Source organism: Arthrobacter rhamnosi, from assembly GCF_054510855.1.
The window spans coordinates 207,277-221,793 of the sequence record NZ_JBTNDT010000003.1 but is presented as its reverse complement, the minus strand read 5'-3'; the positions used below and the strand labels follow the sequence as shown (position 1 = coordinate 221,793).

The 14,517-nt window shown below is 69.4% G+C and carries 12 protein-coding genes and 1 tRNA gene; 9 read left to right on the top strand and 4 right to left on the bottom strand.

All coding sequences use genetic code 11. The features are described 5' to 3' along the window. Positions 1–71 precede the first annotated feature (71 nt). The 5 genes from trpA (at position 72) to pyk (ending at position 10,028) form a co-directional block, all read left to right on the top strand. Positions 72–872 (top strand): tryptophan synthase subunit alpha, encoded by an 801-nt coding sequence (gene trpA, locus ACX80I_RS07685; RefSeq protein ID WP_459344746.1) that lies wholly within the window; start codon positions 72–74, stop codon positions 870–872. Beyond that, the gene (gene lgt / locus ACX80I_RS07680) at positions 869–2,092 is read left to right on the top strand and encodes a prolipoprotein diacylglyceryl transferase (RefSeq protein ID WP_459344527.1); all 1,224 of its coding nucleotides are present in this window, start codon (positions 869–871) and stop codon (positions 2,090–2,092) included. The genes trpA and lgt overlap by 4 nt, the downstream gene beginning before the upstream one ends. A 324-nt stretch (positions 2,093–2,416) precedes the next feature. After that, the gene (gene gltB / locus ACX80I_RS07675; protein ID WP_459344526.1) at positions 2,417–7,039 is read left to right on the top strand and encodes a glutamate synthase large subunit; all 4,623 of its coding nucleotides are present in this window, start codon (positions 2,417–2,419) and stop codon (positions 7,037–7,039) included. Next, positions 7,032–8,489: a glutamate synthase subunit beta gene (gene gltD / locus ACX80I_RS07670; protein ID WP_459344525.1), complete on the top strand. Its 1,458-nt coding sequence runs from the start codon at positions 7,032–7,034 to the stop codon at positions 8,487–8,489. Before gltB ends, gltD begins: the two co-directional genes overlap by 8 nt. A gap of 48 nt (positions 8,490–8,537) precedes the next feature. Beyond that, positions 8,538–10,028: a pyruvate kinase gene (gene pyk / locus ACX80I_RS07665; RefSeq protein WP_459344524.1), complete on the top strand. Its 1,491-nt coding sequence runs from the start codon at positions 8,538–8,540 to the stop codon at positions 10,026–10,028. Positions 10,029–10,137: 109 nt separating this feature from the next. Here pyk and ACX80I_RS07660 read toward each other — a convergent pair whose 3' ends face one another. Beyond that, positions 10,138–10,740: an ANTAR domain-containing response regulator gene (locus ACX80I_RS07660; RefSeq protein WP_087073309.1), complete on the bottom strand. Its 603-nt coding sequence runs from the start codon at positions 10,738–10,740 to the stop codon at positions 10,138–10,140. A gap of 137 nt (positions 10,741–10,877) precedes the next feature. On the opposite strand from ACX80I_RS07660, the gene ACX80I_RS07655 reads away from it, so the two are divergent. Then, positions 10,878–10,959: transfer RNA gene (locus ACX80I_RS07655), tRNA-Leu, on the top strand. Positions 10,960–10,993: 34 nt separating this feature from the next. Here ACX80I_RS07655 and arfB read toward each other — a convergent pair. Further along, the gene (gene arfB, locus ACX80I_RS07650; protein ID WP_459344523.1) at positions 10,994–11,416 is read right to left on the bottom strand and encodes an alternative ribosome rescue aminoacyl-tRNA hydrolase ArfB; all 423 of its coding nucleotides are present in this window, start codon (positions 11,414–11,416) and stop codon (positions 10,994–10,996) included. A 67-nt stretch (positions 11,417–11,483) separates the two neighbouring features. Between arfB and ligD the strand changes: the two genes are divergently transcribed. From ligD to ACX80I_RS07635, 3 genes are all read left to right on the top strand, one after another. Further along, positions 11,484–12,506, top strand: a complete 1,023-nt coding sequence (ligD, locus tag ACX80I_RS07645) for a non-homologous end-joining DNA ligase (protein WP_459344522.1) — start codon at positions 11,484–11,486, stop codon at positions 12,504–12,506. 143 nt (positions 12,507–12,649) lie between these two features. Beyond that, the gene (locus ACX80I_RS07640; protein ID WP_459344521.1) at positions 12,650–13,264 is read left to right on the top strand and encodes a hypothetical protein; all 615 of its coding nucleotides are present in this window, start codon (positions 12,650–12,652) and stop codon (positions 13,262–13,264) included. A 78-nt stretch (positions 13,265–13,342) separates the two neighbouring features. After that, positions 13,343–13,726: a response regulator transcription factor gene (locus tag ACX80I_RS07635; protein ID WP_459344520.1), complete on the top strand. Its 384-nt coding sequence runs from the start codon at positions 13,343–13,345 to the stop codon at positions 13,724–13,726. Positions 13,727–13,806: 80 nt separating this feature from the next. Here the strand turns inward: ACX80I_RS07635 and ACX80I_RS07630 are convergent, their stop codons facing one another. Both ACX80I_RS07630 and ACX80I_RS07625 read right to left on the bottom strand, forming a co-directional pair. After that, positions 13,807–14,298 (bottom strand): hypothetical protein, encoded by a 492-nt coding sequence (locus ACX80I_RS07630; protein ID WP_459344519.1) that lies wholly within the window; start codon positions 14,296–14,298, stop codon positions 13,807–13,809. Continuing rightward, positions 14,298–14,501 (bottom strand): hypothetical protein, encoded by a 204-nt coding sequence (locus ACX80I_RS07625; RefSeq protein ID WP_459344518.1) that lies wholly within the window; start codon positions 14,499–14,501, stop codon positions 14,298–14,300. The genes ACX80I_RS07630 and ACX80I_RS07625 overlap by 1 nt, the downstream gene beginning before the upstream one ends. Between the last annotated feature and the right edge of the window lie 16 nt (positions 14,502–14,517).

The following is a 14,517-nucleotide window of genomic DNA, read 5'->3' as shown; positions in this document are numbered from 1 at the left end:
CCACGGACCGCCCGACCGCCCGCACGAGCGACCACGCGACCGACGCTCCCGTCGGCCGTCACGCCGGAACCATTGCGGACGGGTCGAAGGCCGCCGCCGCGATCGAGAGGGCACGGAGCGAGGGTCGCGCCGCGCTGATCGGCTACCTGCCGGCGGGCTTCCCCGACGTCCAGGCCACCATCGACGCCGGCATCGCCATGGCGGAGAACGGGATGGACCTCATCGAGATCGGCATCCCCTACTCCGACCCCGTCATGGACGGCTCCGTCATCCAGGAGGCGACGGTCGAGGCGCTGGCCAACGGCTTCACCGTCCCGCAGATCTTCGACGTCGTCGAGGGAATCACCCGCAGCACCGATGCGGCCGTCCTCGTCATGACCTACTGGAACCCGGTCATGCGGATGGGCGTGCGCAACTTCGCCGAGCGCCTCAAGGCGGCGGGCGGGGCCGGGCTGATCACGCCCGACCTGATCCCCGACGAGGCCGCCGAGTGGCTCGAGGCCTCCGAGGAGCTGGGCCTCGACCGTGTCTTCCTCGTGGCGCCCTCCACGTCGCCCCAGCGCATGCAGAACACCGTCGACGCCAGCAGGGGGTTCGTCTATGCCGTGTCCGTCATGGGCGTGACCGGCGCGCGGTCCTCGGTCGGCACCGCGGCCCGCGCGGTGGTCGATGCCGCCCACGGAGCCGGTGCCGAACGCGTGTGCGTGGGCCTCGGCGTCTCCTCGTCGGCCCAGGTCCGCGAGATCGGCGCCTACGCCGACGGCGTCATCGTGGGCACGGCCCTCGTGGCCGCCCTGCGCGACGGCGGAGTGGCAGCCGTCGCAGACCTCACGCGCGAGCTGAGCACCGGGACGCCCAAGGCATCCTCGTGATCGGCCTCGCTGCGTCGATCCCGAGCCCGCCCGCCGAGTGGGCGAGCTTCGGCCTCGGCCCGGTCACCATCCACGCCTACGCGCTGTGCATCCTGGCCGGCATCATCCTCGCGCTCATCCTCACGCAGAAGCGTTTCGTCTCCTTCGGGGGCTCCGCCGACGCCGTGTGGGACATCGCGATCTGGGCCATCCCGTTCGGCATCATCGGTGGCCGGCTCTACCACGTCTTCTCCTCGCCCGACGCCTACTTCGGACCCGAGGGTGACCTCGCCCGGATCCCGCAGATCTGGCAGGGCGGACTCGGTATCTGGGGCGCCATCGCACTCGGCGCCGTCGGAGCGTGGATCGGTGCACGACGCGCCGGGGTGAAGCTCTCGGCCTTCGCCGATGCCGGGGCACCGGGCGTGCTGCTCGCACAGGCCGTCGGCCGCCTGGGCAACTGGTTCAACCAGGAACTGTTCGGCGCGCCGACCACCCTGCCCTGGGGCCTGGAGATCGATGCCGACAACGCCAACTTCCCGATCGACCAGGAACCGGGCACGCTGTTCCACCCGACCTTCCTCTACGAACTCCTCTGGAACCTCGCAGGAGTAGCGCTCCTGCTGCTGCTGGCGCGGAAGTTCCGTCTCCGCGGCGGGCGCATGTTCTGGCTCTATGCCGCGTACTACACGCTGGGACGCGTCTGGATCGAGACGCTCCGCATCGACGACGCCGAGATGGTCACGCTCTTCGGCGTGACGCAGCGGCTCAACGTCTGGACGAGCATCGCGGTCTTCGTGGTCTCCCTGGCCATCCTCGTGTTCCTCGCCGTCAAGCGCCGTCCTGTCGAGGCGCCGTCCGTCTACCTCCCGGGCCGGGAGCCGCAGGCCGACGCCTCGGCCGAGGCACTGGCGGGCGCGGCATCGGGCGCCGCATCGGGCGCCTCATCGGACGCATCGGTGGGCGCATCGGACGACGGGACTGCCGGCGAGGCCGGGAACGCTGTCTCCGGTACGGCCTCCGCGGGAACCGGTCCGACGGCGGGATCCGGCGCCGGGGACACGCCCGGTTCCGCCGGGACCGATACCTCCCGGAACGGCGGTGTCCGGTCGACGGAAGCTGCCGAAGCAGGTTCGCCGCGCGGGTCCCGTAACGCTTCAGCCACAGGTGCCCACCCAGCGGACAAAGGGCCGAGTGCGCGGAATGATCGTGGTAATCTTTCCGAGACAAACGGCTCCTGAGTGACGATCCGCGTTCCGGGACCCCGCGAAAGCGGAGCCGCGGGACTCGGCCCCCGACCGCAGTCCCCGGGCCACCGCCCCTCAAGGACGCGACACCACACTGTTGTGGACCCTGGTGCGACGGCCGGATAACCTTCCTGTCCGCACCGACACCGCCCCCGACCGGCGCAGGACGACTACCCCATTGCCCGCCAATAGCGCCGGGCAGCGCCGGCCAGGCGATGGGCACACGATACAAGAACGGCAACCGCTCCCAGACAGCGGTGCCTGCGGGGCCAAGGCTGTCCCCTCCCGACGCTCCATCATGGGGGAAGGATCCTTTCGATGACTGCTTTGACGCCAGGAAAGTCGACCGGGACACAACCGGATACGACATCCTCCGAGGACCCGGCCGTGGAGTCGCCCTTCACACGGTTCGCCTCCATCCCGGAGGCCACCGGCCTGTACAACCCGGAGAACGAGAAGGACGCGTGCGGCCTCGCCGTCATCGCGACCCTTCGCGGCGAGCCGGGCCACGACATCGTGGACGCCGCGCTGACGGCCCTGCGCAACCTCGAGCACCGCGGCGCCGTCGGCGCCGACGAGGGTACGGGCGACGGCGCCGGCCTGCTGACCCAGATCCCCGACGAGTTCTTCAGAGCCGTCGTCGACTTCCCGCTCCCTCCCGCCGGCTCCTATGTGGTCGGGACGGCGTTCCTCCCGGCCGAGGCGAAGGAGGAGGAGACGGTGCGCGCCGGCCTCGAGTTCCTCGCCGAGTCCGAGGGCCTGACGGTGCTCGGCTGGCGGGCGGTCCCCGTGGTCGCCGACCTCGTGGGTGCAATGGCCCGCGCCTGCATGCCGCACTTCGTCCAGCTCTTCCTGGCGCCCACGGACGGTGACCCGGCCGACCTCGACGCGAAGGCCTTCCGGGTCCGGAAGCGCGCGCAGAACAAGTACGGCGTGTACTTCCCCTCCCTGTCCTCGAAGACGATCGTCTACAAGGGCATGCTGACCACGGCGCAGCTCGAGCCGTTCTACCCCGACCTGTCGGACGAGCGCTTCAAGACGCGCCTCGGCATCGTCCACTCGCGGTTCTCCACGAACACCTTCCCGTCGTGGCCCCTCGCCCAGCCGTTCCGGACCATCGCGCACAACGGCGAGATCAACACCGTCAAGGGCAACCGCAACTGGATGCGTGCGCGGCAGTCGCAGCTGGCGAACCCCCTGCTCGGGGACTCGCCGGAGGAGCTGTACCCCATCTGCACGCCGGGTGCGTCGGACTCCGCGTCCTTCGACGAGGTCGCCGAACTGCTCACCCTGTCCGGGCGCCCGATCACGCACTCGATCATGATGATGATCCCGGAGGCGTGGGAGAACCACGCCACCATGGATCCCGCCCGGCGCGCCTTCTACCAGTACCACTCCATGCTCATGGAGCCCTGGGACGGCCCTGCCGCCGTCTCCTTCACGGACGGTCGCCTCGTCGGCGCCGTCCTCGACCGCAACGGCCTGCGCCCGGCGCGGTACTGGGTCACCGAGGACGGTCTCGTCATCCTCGCGTCCGAGGTGGGCGTGCTCGACGTTGAGCCGTCCCGCGTGGTCCGCAAGGGCCGTGTCTCGCCCGGCAAGATGTTCCTCGTCGACACCGAGGAAGGCCGCCTCATCGAGGACCAGGAGATCAAGGCCGAGGTCGCTGCCGCCAACCCGTGGGGGGAGTGGGTCAAGGAGAACCTGATCCAGCTCGAGGACCTCCCGGATCGCGAGCACGTCATCCACACCAAGGCGTCGATCAACCGCCGCCAGCGCACCTTCGGCTACACGCAGGAGGAACTGCGGATCCTGCTCGGCCCCATGGCGAAGAGCGGTGCCGAGCCGCTCGGTGCGATGGGCTCCGACACCCCGATCGCCGTGCTGTCGAAGCGCCCGCGGCTGCTGTTCGACTACTTCGTGCAGTCCTTCGCCCAGGTGACCAACCCGCCGCTGGACTCCATCCGCGAGGAGCTCGTCACCTCGATGGGCGTCACCATCGGGCCGGACGGCAACCTGCTGTCCACCGGTCAGGTGCGCTCGAAGCAGATCGCCCTGAAGTTCCCCGTCATCAACAACGACGAACTCGCGAAGATCGCCAACCTGGAGACGGACGACGGCGACCGGCTGACCGTCCGTGTGCGCGGCCTGTACCGGCACGACGGCGGTGAGGCCGCCCTGCGGGCGCGCCTCGCGGAGATCTGCGAGCAGGTGTCCAGTGCACTGAACCGCGGTGTCCAGTACGTGGTGCTGTCCGACCGCGACTCGAACGCGCAGTGGGCCCCCATCCCGTCCCTGCTGCTGACCAGCGCCGTGCACCACCACCTGCTCAAGAGCGCCAACCGCACCAAGACCTCCCTCGTCGTCGAAGCCGGCGACGTGCGCGAGGTCCACCACGTCGCGGTCCTGATCGGCTACGGCGCCTCCGCCGTGAACCCCTACCTCGCGATGGAGAGCTGCGAGGAACTCGTCCGCAACGGCGACATCACCGGCGTCACGGCCGAAGCCGCCGTCGCGCACCTCCTGAAGGGCCTCGGCAAGGGCGTCCTGAAGATCATGTCCAAGATGGGCATCTCCACGGTCAGCTCCTACTGCGGCGCCCAGACCTTCGAGGCCCTCGGCCTGTCGCAGGAGCTCGTGGACGAGTACTTCCACGGCACGCAGACGCAGCTCGGCGGCGTCGGACTCGACGTCGTCGCGGCGGAGACCGCGGCCCGCCACGAGAGCGCCTACCCGCAGGACGGCATCGAGGATCCGCACCGCGGCCTCGACAACGGAGGAGAGTACCAGTGGCGCCGCGAGGGCCCGCCGCACCTCTTCAACCCGGAGACCGTCTTCCGCCTGCAGCACGCGACGCGTGAACGCCGCTACGACATCTTCAAGGCGTACACGCAGGGCGTGGACGACCAGTCGAGGGACCTCATGACGCTCCGCGGGCTGCTCAAGCTCCGCGGCGATGCCCGTGAGCCCATCAGCATCGACGGGGTCGAACCCGTCTCGTCCATCGTCAAGCGTTTCTCCACGGGTGCGATGAGCTACGGCTCCATCTCGAAGGAAGCGCACGAGACACTCGCCATCGCGATGAACCGCCTCGGCGCGAAGTCGAACACGGGCGAGGGGGGCGAGGACGTCGAGCGCCTGCTGGATCCGGAGCGCCGCTCCGCCATCAAGCAGGTCGCCTCGGGCCGGTTCGGCGTCACGAGCCTGTACCTGACCAACGCGGACGACATCCAGATCAAGATGGCGCAGGGAGCCAAGCCCGGTGAGGGCGGACAGCTCATGAGCCAGAAGGTGTACCCGTGGATCGCCCGGACGCGGCACTCCACGCCCGGCGTCGCCCTGATCTCGCCGCCGCCGCACCACGACATCTACTCCATCGAGGACCTCGCCCAGCTCATCTACGACCTCAAGCGGTCCAACCCGAGCGCACGCGTCCACGTCAAGCTCGTCTCCGAGGTAGGCATCGGCACGGTCGCCGCGGGCGTCACGAAGGCCAAGGCCGACGTCGTCCTGGTGTCCGGGCACGACGGCGGCACCGGCGCGAGCCCGCTGAACTCGCTCAAGCACGCCGGCATCCCCTGGGAGCTCGGACTCGCGGAGACGCAGCAGACGCTCATGCTCAACGGGTTGCGCGACCGCGTCGTCGTGCAGGTGGACGGCCAGCTCAAGACCGGGCGCGACGTCGTCATCGCCGCCCTGCTGGGAGGCGAGGAGTTCGGCTTCGCCACGGCGCCCCTCGTGGTCTCCGGCTGCATCATGATGCGCGTCTGCCACCTGGACACGTGCCCGGTGGGCGTCGCGACGCAGAACCCCGAACTGCGCAGCCGGTTCAACGGCAAGCCCGAGTTCGTCGTCAACTTCTTCGAGTTCATCGCCGAGGAGGTGCGCGAGATCCTCGCCGAGCTCGGTTTCCGGACGCTCGAGGAGGCCATCGGCCACAGCGAGCTGCTCGACGCCCGCGAGGCGATCGAGCACTGGAAGGCCGACGGCCTGGACCTCGACCCGATCCTGCGCGGCAACGAGTCCGATTCCGGTGAGCCGATGCGGAACATGCTCCCGCAGAACCACGAGCTGGACCAGCACTTCGACAACAAGCTCATCGAGATGAGCGCCGACGCGCTGCAGCACCGCTCGCCGGTGCGCATCTCGGTCGACGTGGTCAACACGGACCGCTCGGTGGGCACCATGCTCGGCCACCAGGTGACGAAGACCTTCGGGCTCGACACGCTGGCGACCAACACCATCGACGTCACCCTGACGGGCCAGGCCGGGCAGTCGCTCGGCGCGTTCCTGCCGGCCGGCATCACGCTGCGCCTGCTCGGGGACTCGAACGACTACGTAGGCAAGGGTCTGTCCGGCGGACGCATCATCGTGCGCCCGGACCGCTCCAACGTGTTCCGCGCGGACCACAACGTCATCGCCGGCAACGTCATCGGCTACGGCGCCACGAGCGGCGAGATGTTCCTGCGCGGCCAGGTGGGGGAGCGGTTCCTCGTCCGCAACTCGGGTGCGACGGCGGTGGCCGAGGGCATCGGCGACCACGGCTGCGAGTACATGACCGGCGGCCAGGCCCTGATCCTCGGACGCACCGGCCGCAACTTCGGCGCGGGCATGTCCGGAGGCACGGCCTTCGTGCTCGACCTCGACCGCGCCCGTGTCAACAAGCAGAGCCTCGAGAACGGTGAGCTCCTGCTCGTCGACCTCGACGCCGAGGACATCGAGATCGTCCGGCGGCTGCTGATCCAGCACGTCGAGGAGACGGAGTCGAACCTCGCGGAAAGCCTGCTGGAGTCCTTCGAGGACACCGTTTCCCGATTCACGAAGGTCCTGCCGCGCGATTACGCCGCGGTACTGGACGCCCGCGCCACCGCCGTCGAACAGGGCCTCGACCCCGACGGCGAAGAGGCGTGGACCAAGATCCTGGAGGTAACCGGTGGCTGACCCACGCGGATTCATGAAGGTGCGCGAGCGCCAGACCCAGCCCCGACGCCCCGTCCCGGTGCGCATCATGGACTGGAAAGAGGTGTACGAGGCGCAGGAGAAGGGCGTGCTGAAGGCCCAGGCGGGCCGCTGCATGGACTGCGGCATCCCGTTCTGCCACCAGGGCTGCCCGCTGGGCAACCTCATCCCGGAGTGGAACGACCTCATGTTCCGGGACAAGGGACGCGAGGCGATCGAGCGCCTGCACGCCACGAACAACTTCCCGGAGTTCACCGGCCGGCTCTGCCCCGCGCCGTGCGAGTCCTCCTGCGTGCTCGGCATCAACCAGCCGCCCGTGACGATCAAGCAGGTCGAGGTGTCCATCGCGGACCTGGCGTTCGGTGAGGGCTGGGTGGAACCGCACCCGCCGGAGCGCCTGACCGACCGCACGATCGCCGTCGTCGGATCCGGACCGGCCGGGCTCGCAGCGGCACAGCAGCTGACCCGTGCCGGCCATACCGTCGCCGTCTACGAGCGTGACGACCGCATCGGCGGCCTGCTGCGCTACGGCATCCCGGACTTCAAGATGGAGAAGGTCCACCTCGAGCGCCGCCTCGCCCAGATGGAGGCCGAAGGCACGCGTTTCCGCACCGGGGTCGACGTGGGCAAGGACATCAGCTGGGGCCAGCTCAGGCGCCGGTACGACGCCGTCGTCATCGCGACGGGTGCCACCCTGCCGCGCGACCTCCCCATCCCCGGACGCGACCTCGAGGGCGTCCACTTCGCGATGGACTACCTCGTGCAGGCCAACCGGGTCGTGGCGGGAGAGTCCGTCGAGGACCAGATCCATGCCGAGGGCAAGCACGTGGTCATCCTCGGCGGCGGCGACACCGGCGCGGACTGCCTCGGTACCGCCCACCGGCAGAAGGCCGCGTCCGTCACGACGCTCGCCATCGGGCAGCAGCCGCCCACCGAGCGGCGTCCGGACCAGCCCTGGCCGACGTTCCCCACGCTGTTCGACATCGCGAGCGCCCACGAGGAAGGCGGCGAGCGACGCTACCTGGCCTCCACCGTCGAGTTCGTCGGCGACAACGGCGTGTTGCGCGGCATCAAGGTGGCGGAGACCGAATTCGTCAACGGACGCCGCGTCCCCAAGGCGGGCACCGAGCGGGAGATCCCCGCCGACCTGGTCTTCCTCTCGCTCGGTTTCACAGGCGCCGAGCCGGCCGGTATCACCGAGCAGGTCCAGGCCGAGTTCGACGACCGCGGGAACGTGGCGCGCGACGGGTACTACATGACCAACACGCCCGGCGTCTTCTCCGCAGGTGACGCCGGCCGTGGCCAGTCGCTGATCGTCTGGGCCATCGCCGAGGGGCGCGCCTGCGCTGCCGCCGTGGACCAGTGGCTCATGGGTTCCACCAAGCTCCCCGCACCCGTGGCGCCGACCGACCGCTCCATCGCCGTGCTCTGACCGGCCCGCACACCTTACCCCCCACCCCAACACGACTAGGCTAGGTTCATGAGACGCGCAAAAATCGTTGCAACATTCGGCCCCGCAATCGCCAGCTATGAGAACACCCTCGCCGTGCTCGAGGCGGGCGTCGACGTAGCCCGGATGAACATGAGCCATGGCGACTACGCCGTGCACAGCACCACCTACGAGAACGTCCGCCGTGCGTCAGCGGAGCTGAGCAAGCCCGTCGGCATCTTCGCCGACCTGCAGGGTCCCAAGATCCGCCTCGGCCGCTTCGCCGACGGCCCCCACGCACTGTCACCGGGCGACGTCTTCACCATCACCGTCGAGGACATCCAGGGCACCCAGGACATCTCCTCCACCACCTTCAAGGGACTGCCGCAGGACGTCAACGTCGGCGACATGCTCCTCATCGACGACGGCAAGGTCGCGCTCCGTGCCACCGCTGTCGACGACGTGTCGGTCACCACCGAGGTGGTCGTCGGCGGCATGGTGTCGAACAACAAGGGCATCAACCTGCCCGGCGTCGCCGTCAACGTCCCCGCCCTCAGTGACAAGGACGAGGAGGACCTGCGCTGGGCCCTCCAGATCGGCGTCGACATGGTCGCGCTGTCCTTCGTGCGTGACGCCGGAGACGTGAAGCGCGTCCACGAGATCATGGACGAGGAGGGACGCCGGGTCCCGGTCATCGCGAAGATCGAGAAGCCGCAGGCCGTGGACGCCCTCGAGGAGATCATCGACGCCTTCGACGCCATCATGGTGGCGCGAGGCGACCTCGGCGTCGAACTGCCGCTGCAGGACGTGCCCATCGTCCAGAAGCGGGCCGTCGAACTGGCGCGCCGCTGGGCGAAGCCGGTCATCGTCGCCACGCAGGTGCTCGAGTCCATGATCGACAACCCGCGCCCCACGCGCGCCGAGGCCTCCGACTGCGCCAATGCCGTCCTCGACGGCGCGGACGCGGTCATGCTGTCCGGTGAGACGAGCGTCGGCAAGTACCCGATCGAGACGGTCCGCACCATGGCCGACATCATCGAATCCACCGAGCGCCACGGCCTCGAGCGCGTCCCGCCGCTGGGGAGCAAGCCGAGGACCCGCGGTGGCGCCATCACCCGCGCTGCCGTCGAGATCTCCGACCAGCTCGACGCCAAGTACATCTGCACGTTCACGCAGTCGGGGGATTCCGCCCGCCGCCTCTCGCGCCTCCGCCCGAAGAAGCCGGTCTTCGCCTTCACGCCCGTGCAGTCGACGCTGAACACCATGTCCCTCATCTGGGGCATCCAGCCGAAGCTCGTCGAGTTCGTGGAACACACGGACCAGATGACGGCCCAGGTGGACCGGGTCCTCTTCGAGCAGGGCCTCGTCGAGGTCGACGACCTCGTGGTCATCGCCGCCGGGTCCCCTCCCGGACAGGCCGGCTCCACCAACTCCATCAAGGTCCACCGTGTCGGAGACATCACGGATGCCGGACAGCTGCCCGACGGCCACACCTCCTTCATCAAGGAAGGCGTGGGCCCCTGGCCCGCCAAGAAGAAGTAGCCGAACCGCTTCCAGGTAACAGAAGACCCCCACCCGATCGGGTGGGGGTCTTCTGGTGTGCCGGTCTTCTGTTGTGCCAGCAGGCCCGTCGCCTGGCTACCGCGCGGCGTCAGTTGACCTGGTTGATGATCGTCTCGGCGACCTCACGCATGCTGAGGCGACGGTCCATGGACGTCTTCTGGATCCAGCGGAAGGCCTCCGGTTCGGTGAGGCCCATCTTCGTGGTCAGCAGGCTTTTGGCACGCTCGACCAGCTTGCGGGTGGCGAACTGCTCCTGCAGGTCGGACACCTCGGCCTCGAGCGCCTTGATCTCCTCGTAGCGCGACATGGCGATCTCGATGGCGGGGATGAGGTCGGCCGGGGTGAAGGGCTTGACCACGTAGGCCATGGCCCCGGCGTCACGTGCACGGTCGATGAGTTCCTTCTGGCTGAAGGCGGTGAGCAGGACGACCGGCGCGATACGGGCCTTGACGATCTGTTCCGCCGCCGTGATGCCGTCCATGACGGGCATCTTCACGTCCATGAGCACGAGGTCGGGCTTGTGCTCCTGGGCGAGGGCCACGGCCTTCTCGCCGTTGTCGGCTTCCGCCACGACCTCGTAGCCTTCCCCACGCAGGATCTCGATGATGTCGAGCCGGATGAGCGTCTCGTCCTCGGCCACGATGACCCGGCGTGCGGGTCCGGCGGGCGTGGATTCGGTGGGTTCAGACACTGTTGCTCCTTGATGACGATTGCGTTCCGATGGGCCCCCGGAGGCATGCTCCCGTTCCCGGAAACAGCCTATCGGCATGTAGAGTGGATTCGCGCACCGGGCCCCGAGGAAGTCAGCCCAGGGCCGGTGCGGCGACGGCCCGAATGGCGGAATTGGCAGACGCGCTGCACTCAAAATGCAGTATCGAGAGGTGTGTGGGTTCGAGTCCCACTTCGGGCACCGGTCTTCAGCAGGGTCCGGCCGAGGGACCCCACTACTCCGCTGCGGGCCGCTGTCGCTGACGTTTCGTGGCTGACCGTTGGTCCTTCGCAGCCAGGCGCCGTCGGACCGAGCCCCGCGTGGGCCGGGTCGCCCGGCGGGCGGCCGGGTCGGGCGCGAGGGCCTCTGCCACCCGCTCGGTGAGCCTGGCCAGGGCGATCTCGCGGTTGCGCAGCTGTGAGCGTCGCTCCGAGGCCGCCACGGTGATCACCCCGGACACGAGACGGGGTCCGAGACGCGTGAGCAGCCTCGAGCGCTGGCCGTCCGAGAGTGCCGCCGAGCGCGCGACATCCCACGAGAGTTCCGCGCGGCTGTCCGAGGTGTTGACGTGCTGGCCGCCCGGGCCGGACGACCGCGAGAACCGCCAGTCCAGTTCCGACGCGGGAATCGTCAGTGCGGGTGTCACCTCGAGATCCATGTACCCAGCGTCGCACGATCAGCAGCGGGGAGGGTGCCCTCGGAGGTGCCGGGGGTAGATTGGGCCCATGGCCAGCGAAGCGATGATCCTCGATGTCGACGGTCCGGACGGCGTCCGTCCGGTCCGCCTGTCCAGCCCGTCCCGGGTGCTCTGGCCGCAGGCCGGGCTGACGAAGCTGGACCTCGCACGGTACCTCGTCGAGGTCGCGCCGGCCTTCCTGCGGGCGAACGGCGGGCGTCCCGTCTCCCTGCAGCGGTTCGGCGGCGACGTGGACGGCGAGTACTTCTTCAGCAAGAATCCGCCCAAGGGCGCGCCCGACTACGTGCGGAGCGTCACCGTCGTCTATCCCAGCGGCCGCTCGCACCCCCAGCTGGTCCTGGACGAACCCGCGTCGGCCGTCTGGGCGGCCCAGATGAACACGGTCGTCTTCCACCCGTGGGCGTCGCGTGCGGACAGCCCCGACCTGCCGGACGAGCTGCGGATCGACCTCGACCCGCAGCCGGGGACCACCTTCCCCGACGTCGTGGCGGCGGCCCACGAACTCCGTGCCGTCCTCCGTGAGGCGGGCCTGACCTGCTTCGTGAAGACGTCCGGCAACCGCGGCCTCCATGTCTTCGCGCCGATCGAACCGGTGCACGAGTTCCTCGAGGTCCGCCGGGCCGTGATCGCGGCCGCGCGTGAACTGGAACGGCGGATGCCGGACCGCGTGACGACGGCGTGGTGGAAGGAGGAGCGCGGCGCCCGCATCTTCGTGGACTACAACCAGGCGAACCGGGACCGCACGATGGCCGGGGCCTACAGCCCGCGGGCGCTCCCGCACGCCTCCGTGTCCTGCCCCCTGACGTGGGACGAGCTGACCGGCGTCGACCCGGCCTCCTTCACCATCACCACCGTGCCGGAGCGCCTCCGGACGATCGGCGACCCGTGGGAGGACCTCCACGCCGAGCCGGGAAGCATCGACGTCCTCCGCGGCTGGTGGGATCGTGACGTCGAGGCCGGGCTGGGCGAGCTTCCTTTCCCGCCCGACTTCCCGAAGATGCCGGGCGAGCCTCTGCGTGTGCAGCCGAGCCGGGCACGTAACCGCGACTGATCCGCCCTGTCAATGGGCGTTCCGCGCCCTCCCGCCCGGGCGCGCCCGGGACTGCGCTGGTAGAACAGGAAGGAAAAGTTGCCGTGCCCCGGCGTCGAGCCGGGCCCGAGCCGTGCCGGCCCCCGCCCGGCCCTGGGAGACCCATGAAGAAGATCGTGCTGTCATCGACCCTCCTGCTGATCCTCCTGACCGGATGCGGTGGCAACCCTGCCACCGACGAGGAGCCTGCCGGTCCCACACCCAATCCTGCCGAGACGAGCGCGCCGGCGTCGGCCCCCTCGGGTGCTCCGTCGGTCGAGGGCCTGGCCGATGCCGCCAGCGGCACGTTCTCCTTCCGGATCGACCAGGCACAGGGCGACGTCGTCCTTCCCGCCGAGGCGCCGGAGGACGTCGAGGGGCTGCGCGGGCAACTGGGCCAGGACCCGGTGAGCTACGTGCTGGTGACCGTCCAGAATCCTGACGGGGGAGCAACGATCGACCTCGACTCCGTGACGGTGTCCACGCCGGAAGGCCAGGACCTGCAGTTCCGCCCCGCATCGACAGTGATCGGGGAGTGGGGAGCAGCAGCGAACAGCGGGGAATCCTCGCCGGACGTCGCCGACCTCGTGGGGCAGTACAGCGGGGGAGCGATCCCCGGGGAGACGACCGACCTGCTGATGATCGGATCGTTCCCCGAGGTGCCCGACACCGTGCGGACGGTGCTGGTCCAGCCGGCCGGGGGCGAGCCCGTGGAAGCCACCGCCAACCCGGAGTCGTAGGCTACTGCCTCGTGGGCTCCGACCCCACAACTCGGCGTCGCCTCCGCTGCGGCGATGCCGCAGAGTAAACTTCGAGCTATGCCGATCAAGGAGCCTTCCCGCACAGCGGTGGTCATCGAGGATGACGATGACGTGCGCGATCTGCTGCACACCGTGCTGACCGGATCGGGCTTCCTCGTCCATACCGCCCCTGCGGGACTCGCGGGCGTGGAGATGGTGCGCCGGCTGATGCCGGACGTCGTCACGCTCGACGTCGGGCTGCCGGATATCGACGGGTTCGAGGTCGCGGAGCGGATCCGCAGGTTCTCGACCACCTTCATCGTGATGCTGACGGCCCGGGCTGCACCGGCCGACGAGAAGCGCGGGTTCGAGGCCGGCGCGAACCGCTACCTGCGCAAGCCCTTCCGGCCGGCCGAGCTGCGTCGGCACATCCAGGAAGGGATGGCGGCGGCGGGCGTCTGACGTCCCCGTCCAGTCCTCCGCGTTCCCGCCACGACGGCTTCTTCCGACCGGCTTCCGCGCGGTTCAGTGACTCCTGGTGTTCAGTGGCTCCTTGCCCCGGCCCTGCTGACCAGCTCGGGCTGGTTCACGGCGTCGGACGCGATACCCGTCACCACGGCGAAGACCCCCTTGTGCAGGTAGTCGATGACCTTCTCACCCGTCGGCCACAGGGACGGCGCCGCCCCGGCGCCGGTCGCATTCTCCAGCGTCTGGTCGAAGGCGAGGCGGACGACGGTGTGGGCAGCGGTGGCTGAGGGTCCCCGGATACCCGTCACGGACCAGATCCCCCGGAGGGCACCGAGGGTGGCGCCGGTGAACCAGTGCATCGTTTGGTTCCACACCGGGTAGTGGACCGCGTTGCTGGTGGGCCGGCCGCAGAGGATCCGCAGGGTCCGCGCGGGAATGTGCGAATCCGGACGGTGCGTGATGCGCTGCTCGACGAGTTCACCGACGGTCATGGCGGCCGTCCCCAGCAGGCCCGCCCCCATCCCGCGGAGGGCCGCCCGCGCGAGGACGGAGCCGCGTTCCCCCACTAGTTGTCCTTCCCGCGGGCGTCGTCGTCGAGGTCGGTGTCGATGCCGTTGTTGTCGTCGTAATTGCCGGTATCGGTGCCGGTGTTGTCGCTGTCCTTGTTGCCGAGGTCGCAACCGCCGACGAAGAGGGCGCTGGCGGCGAGAACGGCGGCGAGAGTCTTCATCTTCTTGTCGGCCATGAGGGTTCCGTTCTGTCGTGCCATGGGTCGGGCGGCGTGC

What these genes read in the sequence shown, in the direction of transcription:
- pyk (WP_459344524.1), top strand. Translation starts at nt 8,538, where the DNA reads ATGAGACGCGCAAAAATCGTTGCAACATTCGGCCCCGCAATCGCCAGC.
- ACX80I_RS07640 (WP_459344521.1), top strand. Translation starts at nt 12,650, where the DNA reads ATGAAGAAGATCGTGCTGTCATCGACCCTCCTGCTGATCCTCCTGACC.
- ligD (WP_459344522.1), top strand. Translation starts at nt 11,484, where the DNA reads ATGGCCAGCGAAGCGATGATCCTCGATGTCGACGGTCCGGACGGCGTC.
- ACX80I_RS07635 (WP_459344520.1), top strand. Translation starts at nt 13,343, where the DNA reads ATGCCGATCAAGGAGCCTTCCCGCACAGCGGTGGTCATCGAGGATGAC.
- arfB (WP_459344523.1), bottom strand. Translation starts at nt 11,416, where the DNA reads ATGGATCTCGAGGTGACACCCGCACTGACGATTCCCGCGTCGGAACTG.
- gltB (WP_459344526.1), top strand. Translation starts at nt 2,417, where the DNA reads ATGACTGCTTTGACGCCAGGAAAGTCGACCGGGACACAACCGGATACG.
- ACX80I_RS07625 (WP_459344518.1), bottom strand. Translation starts at nt 14,501, where the DNA reads ATGGCACGACAGAACGGAACCCTCATGGCCGACAAGAAGATGAAGACT.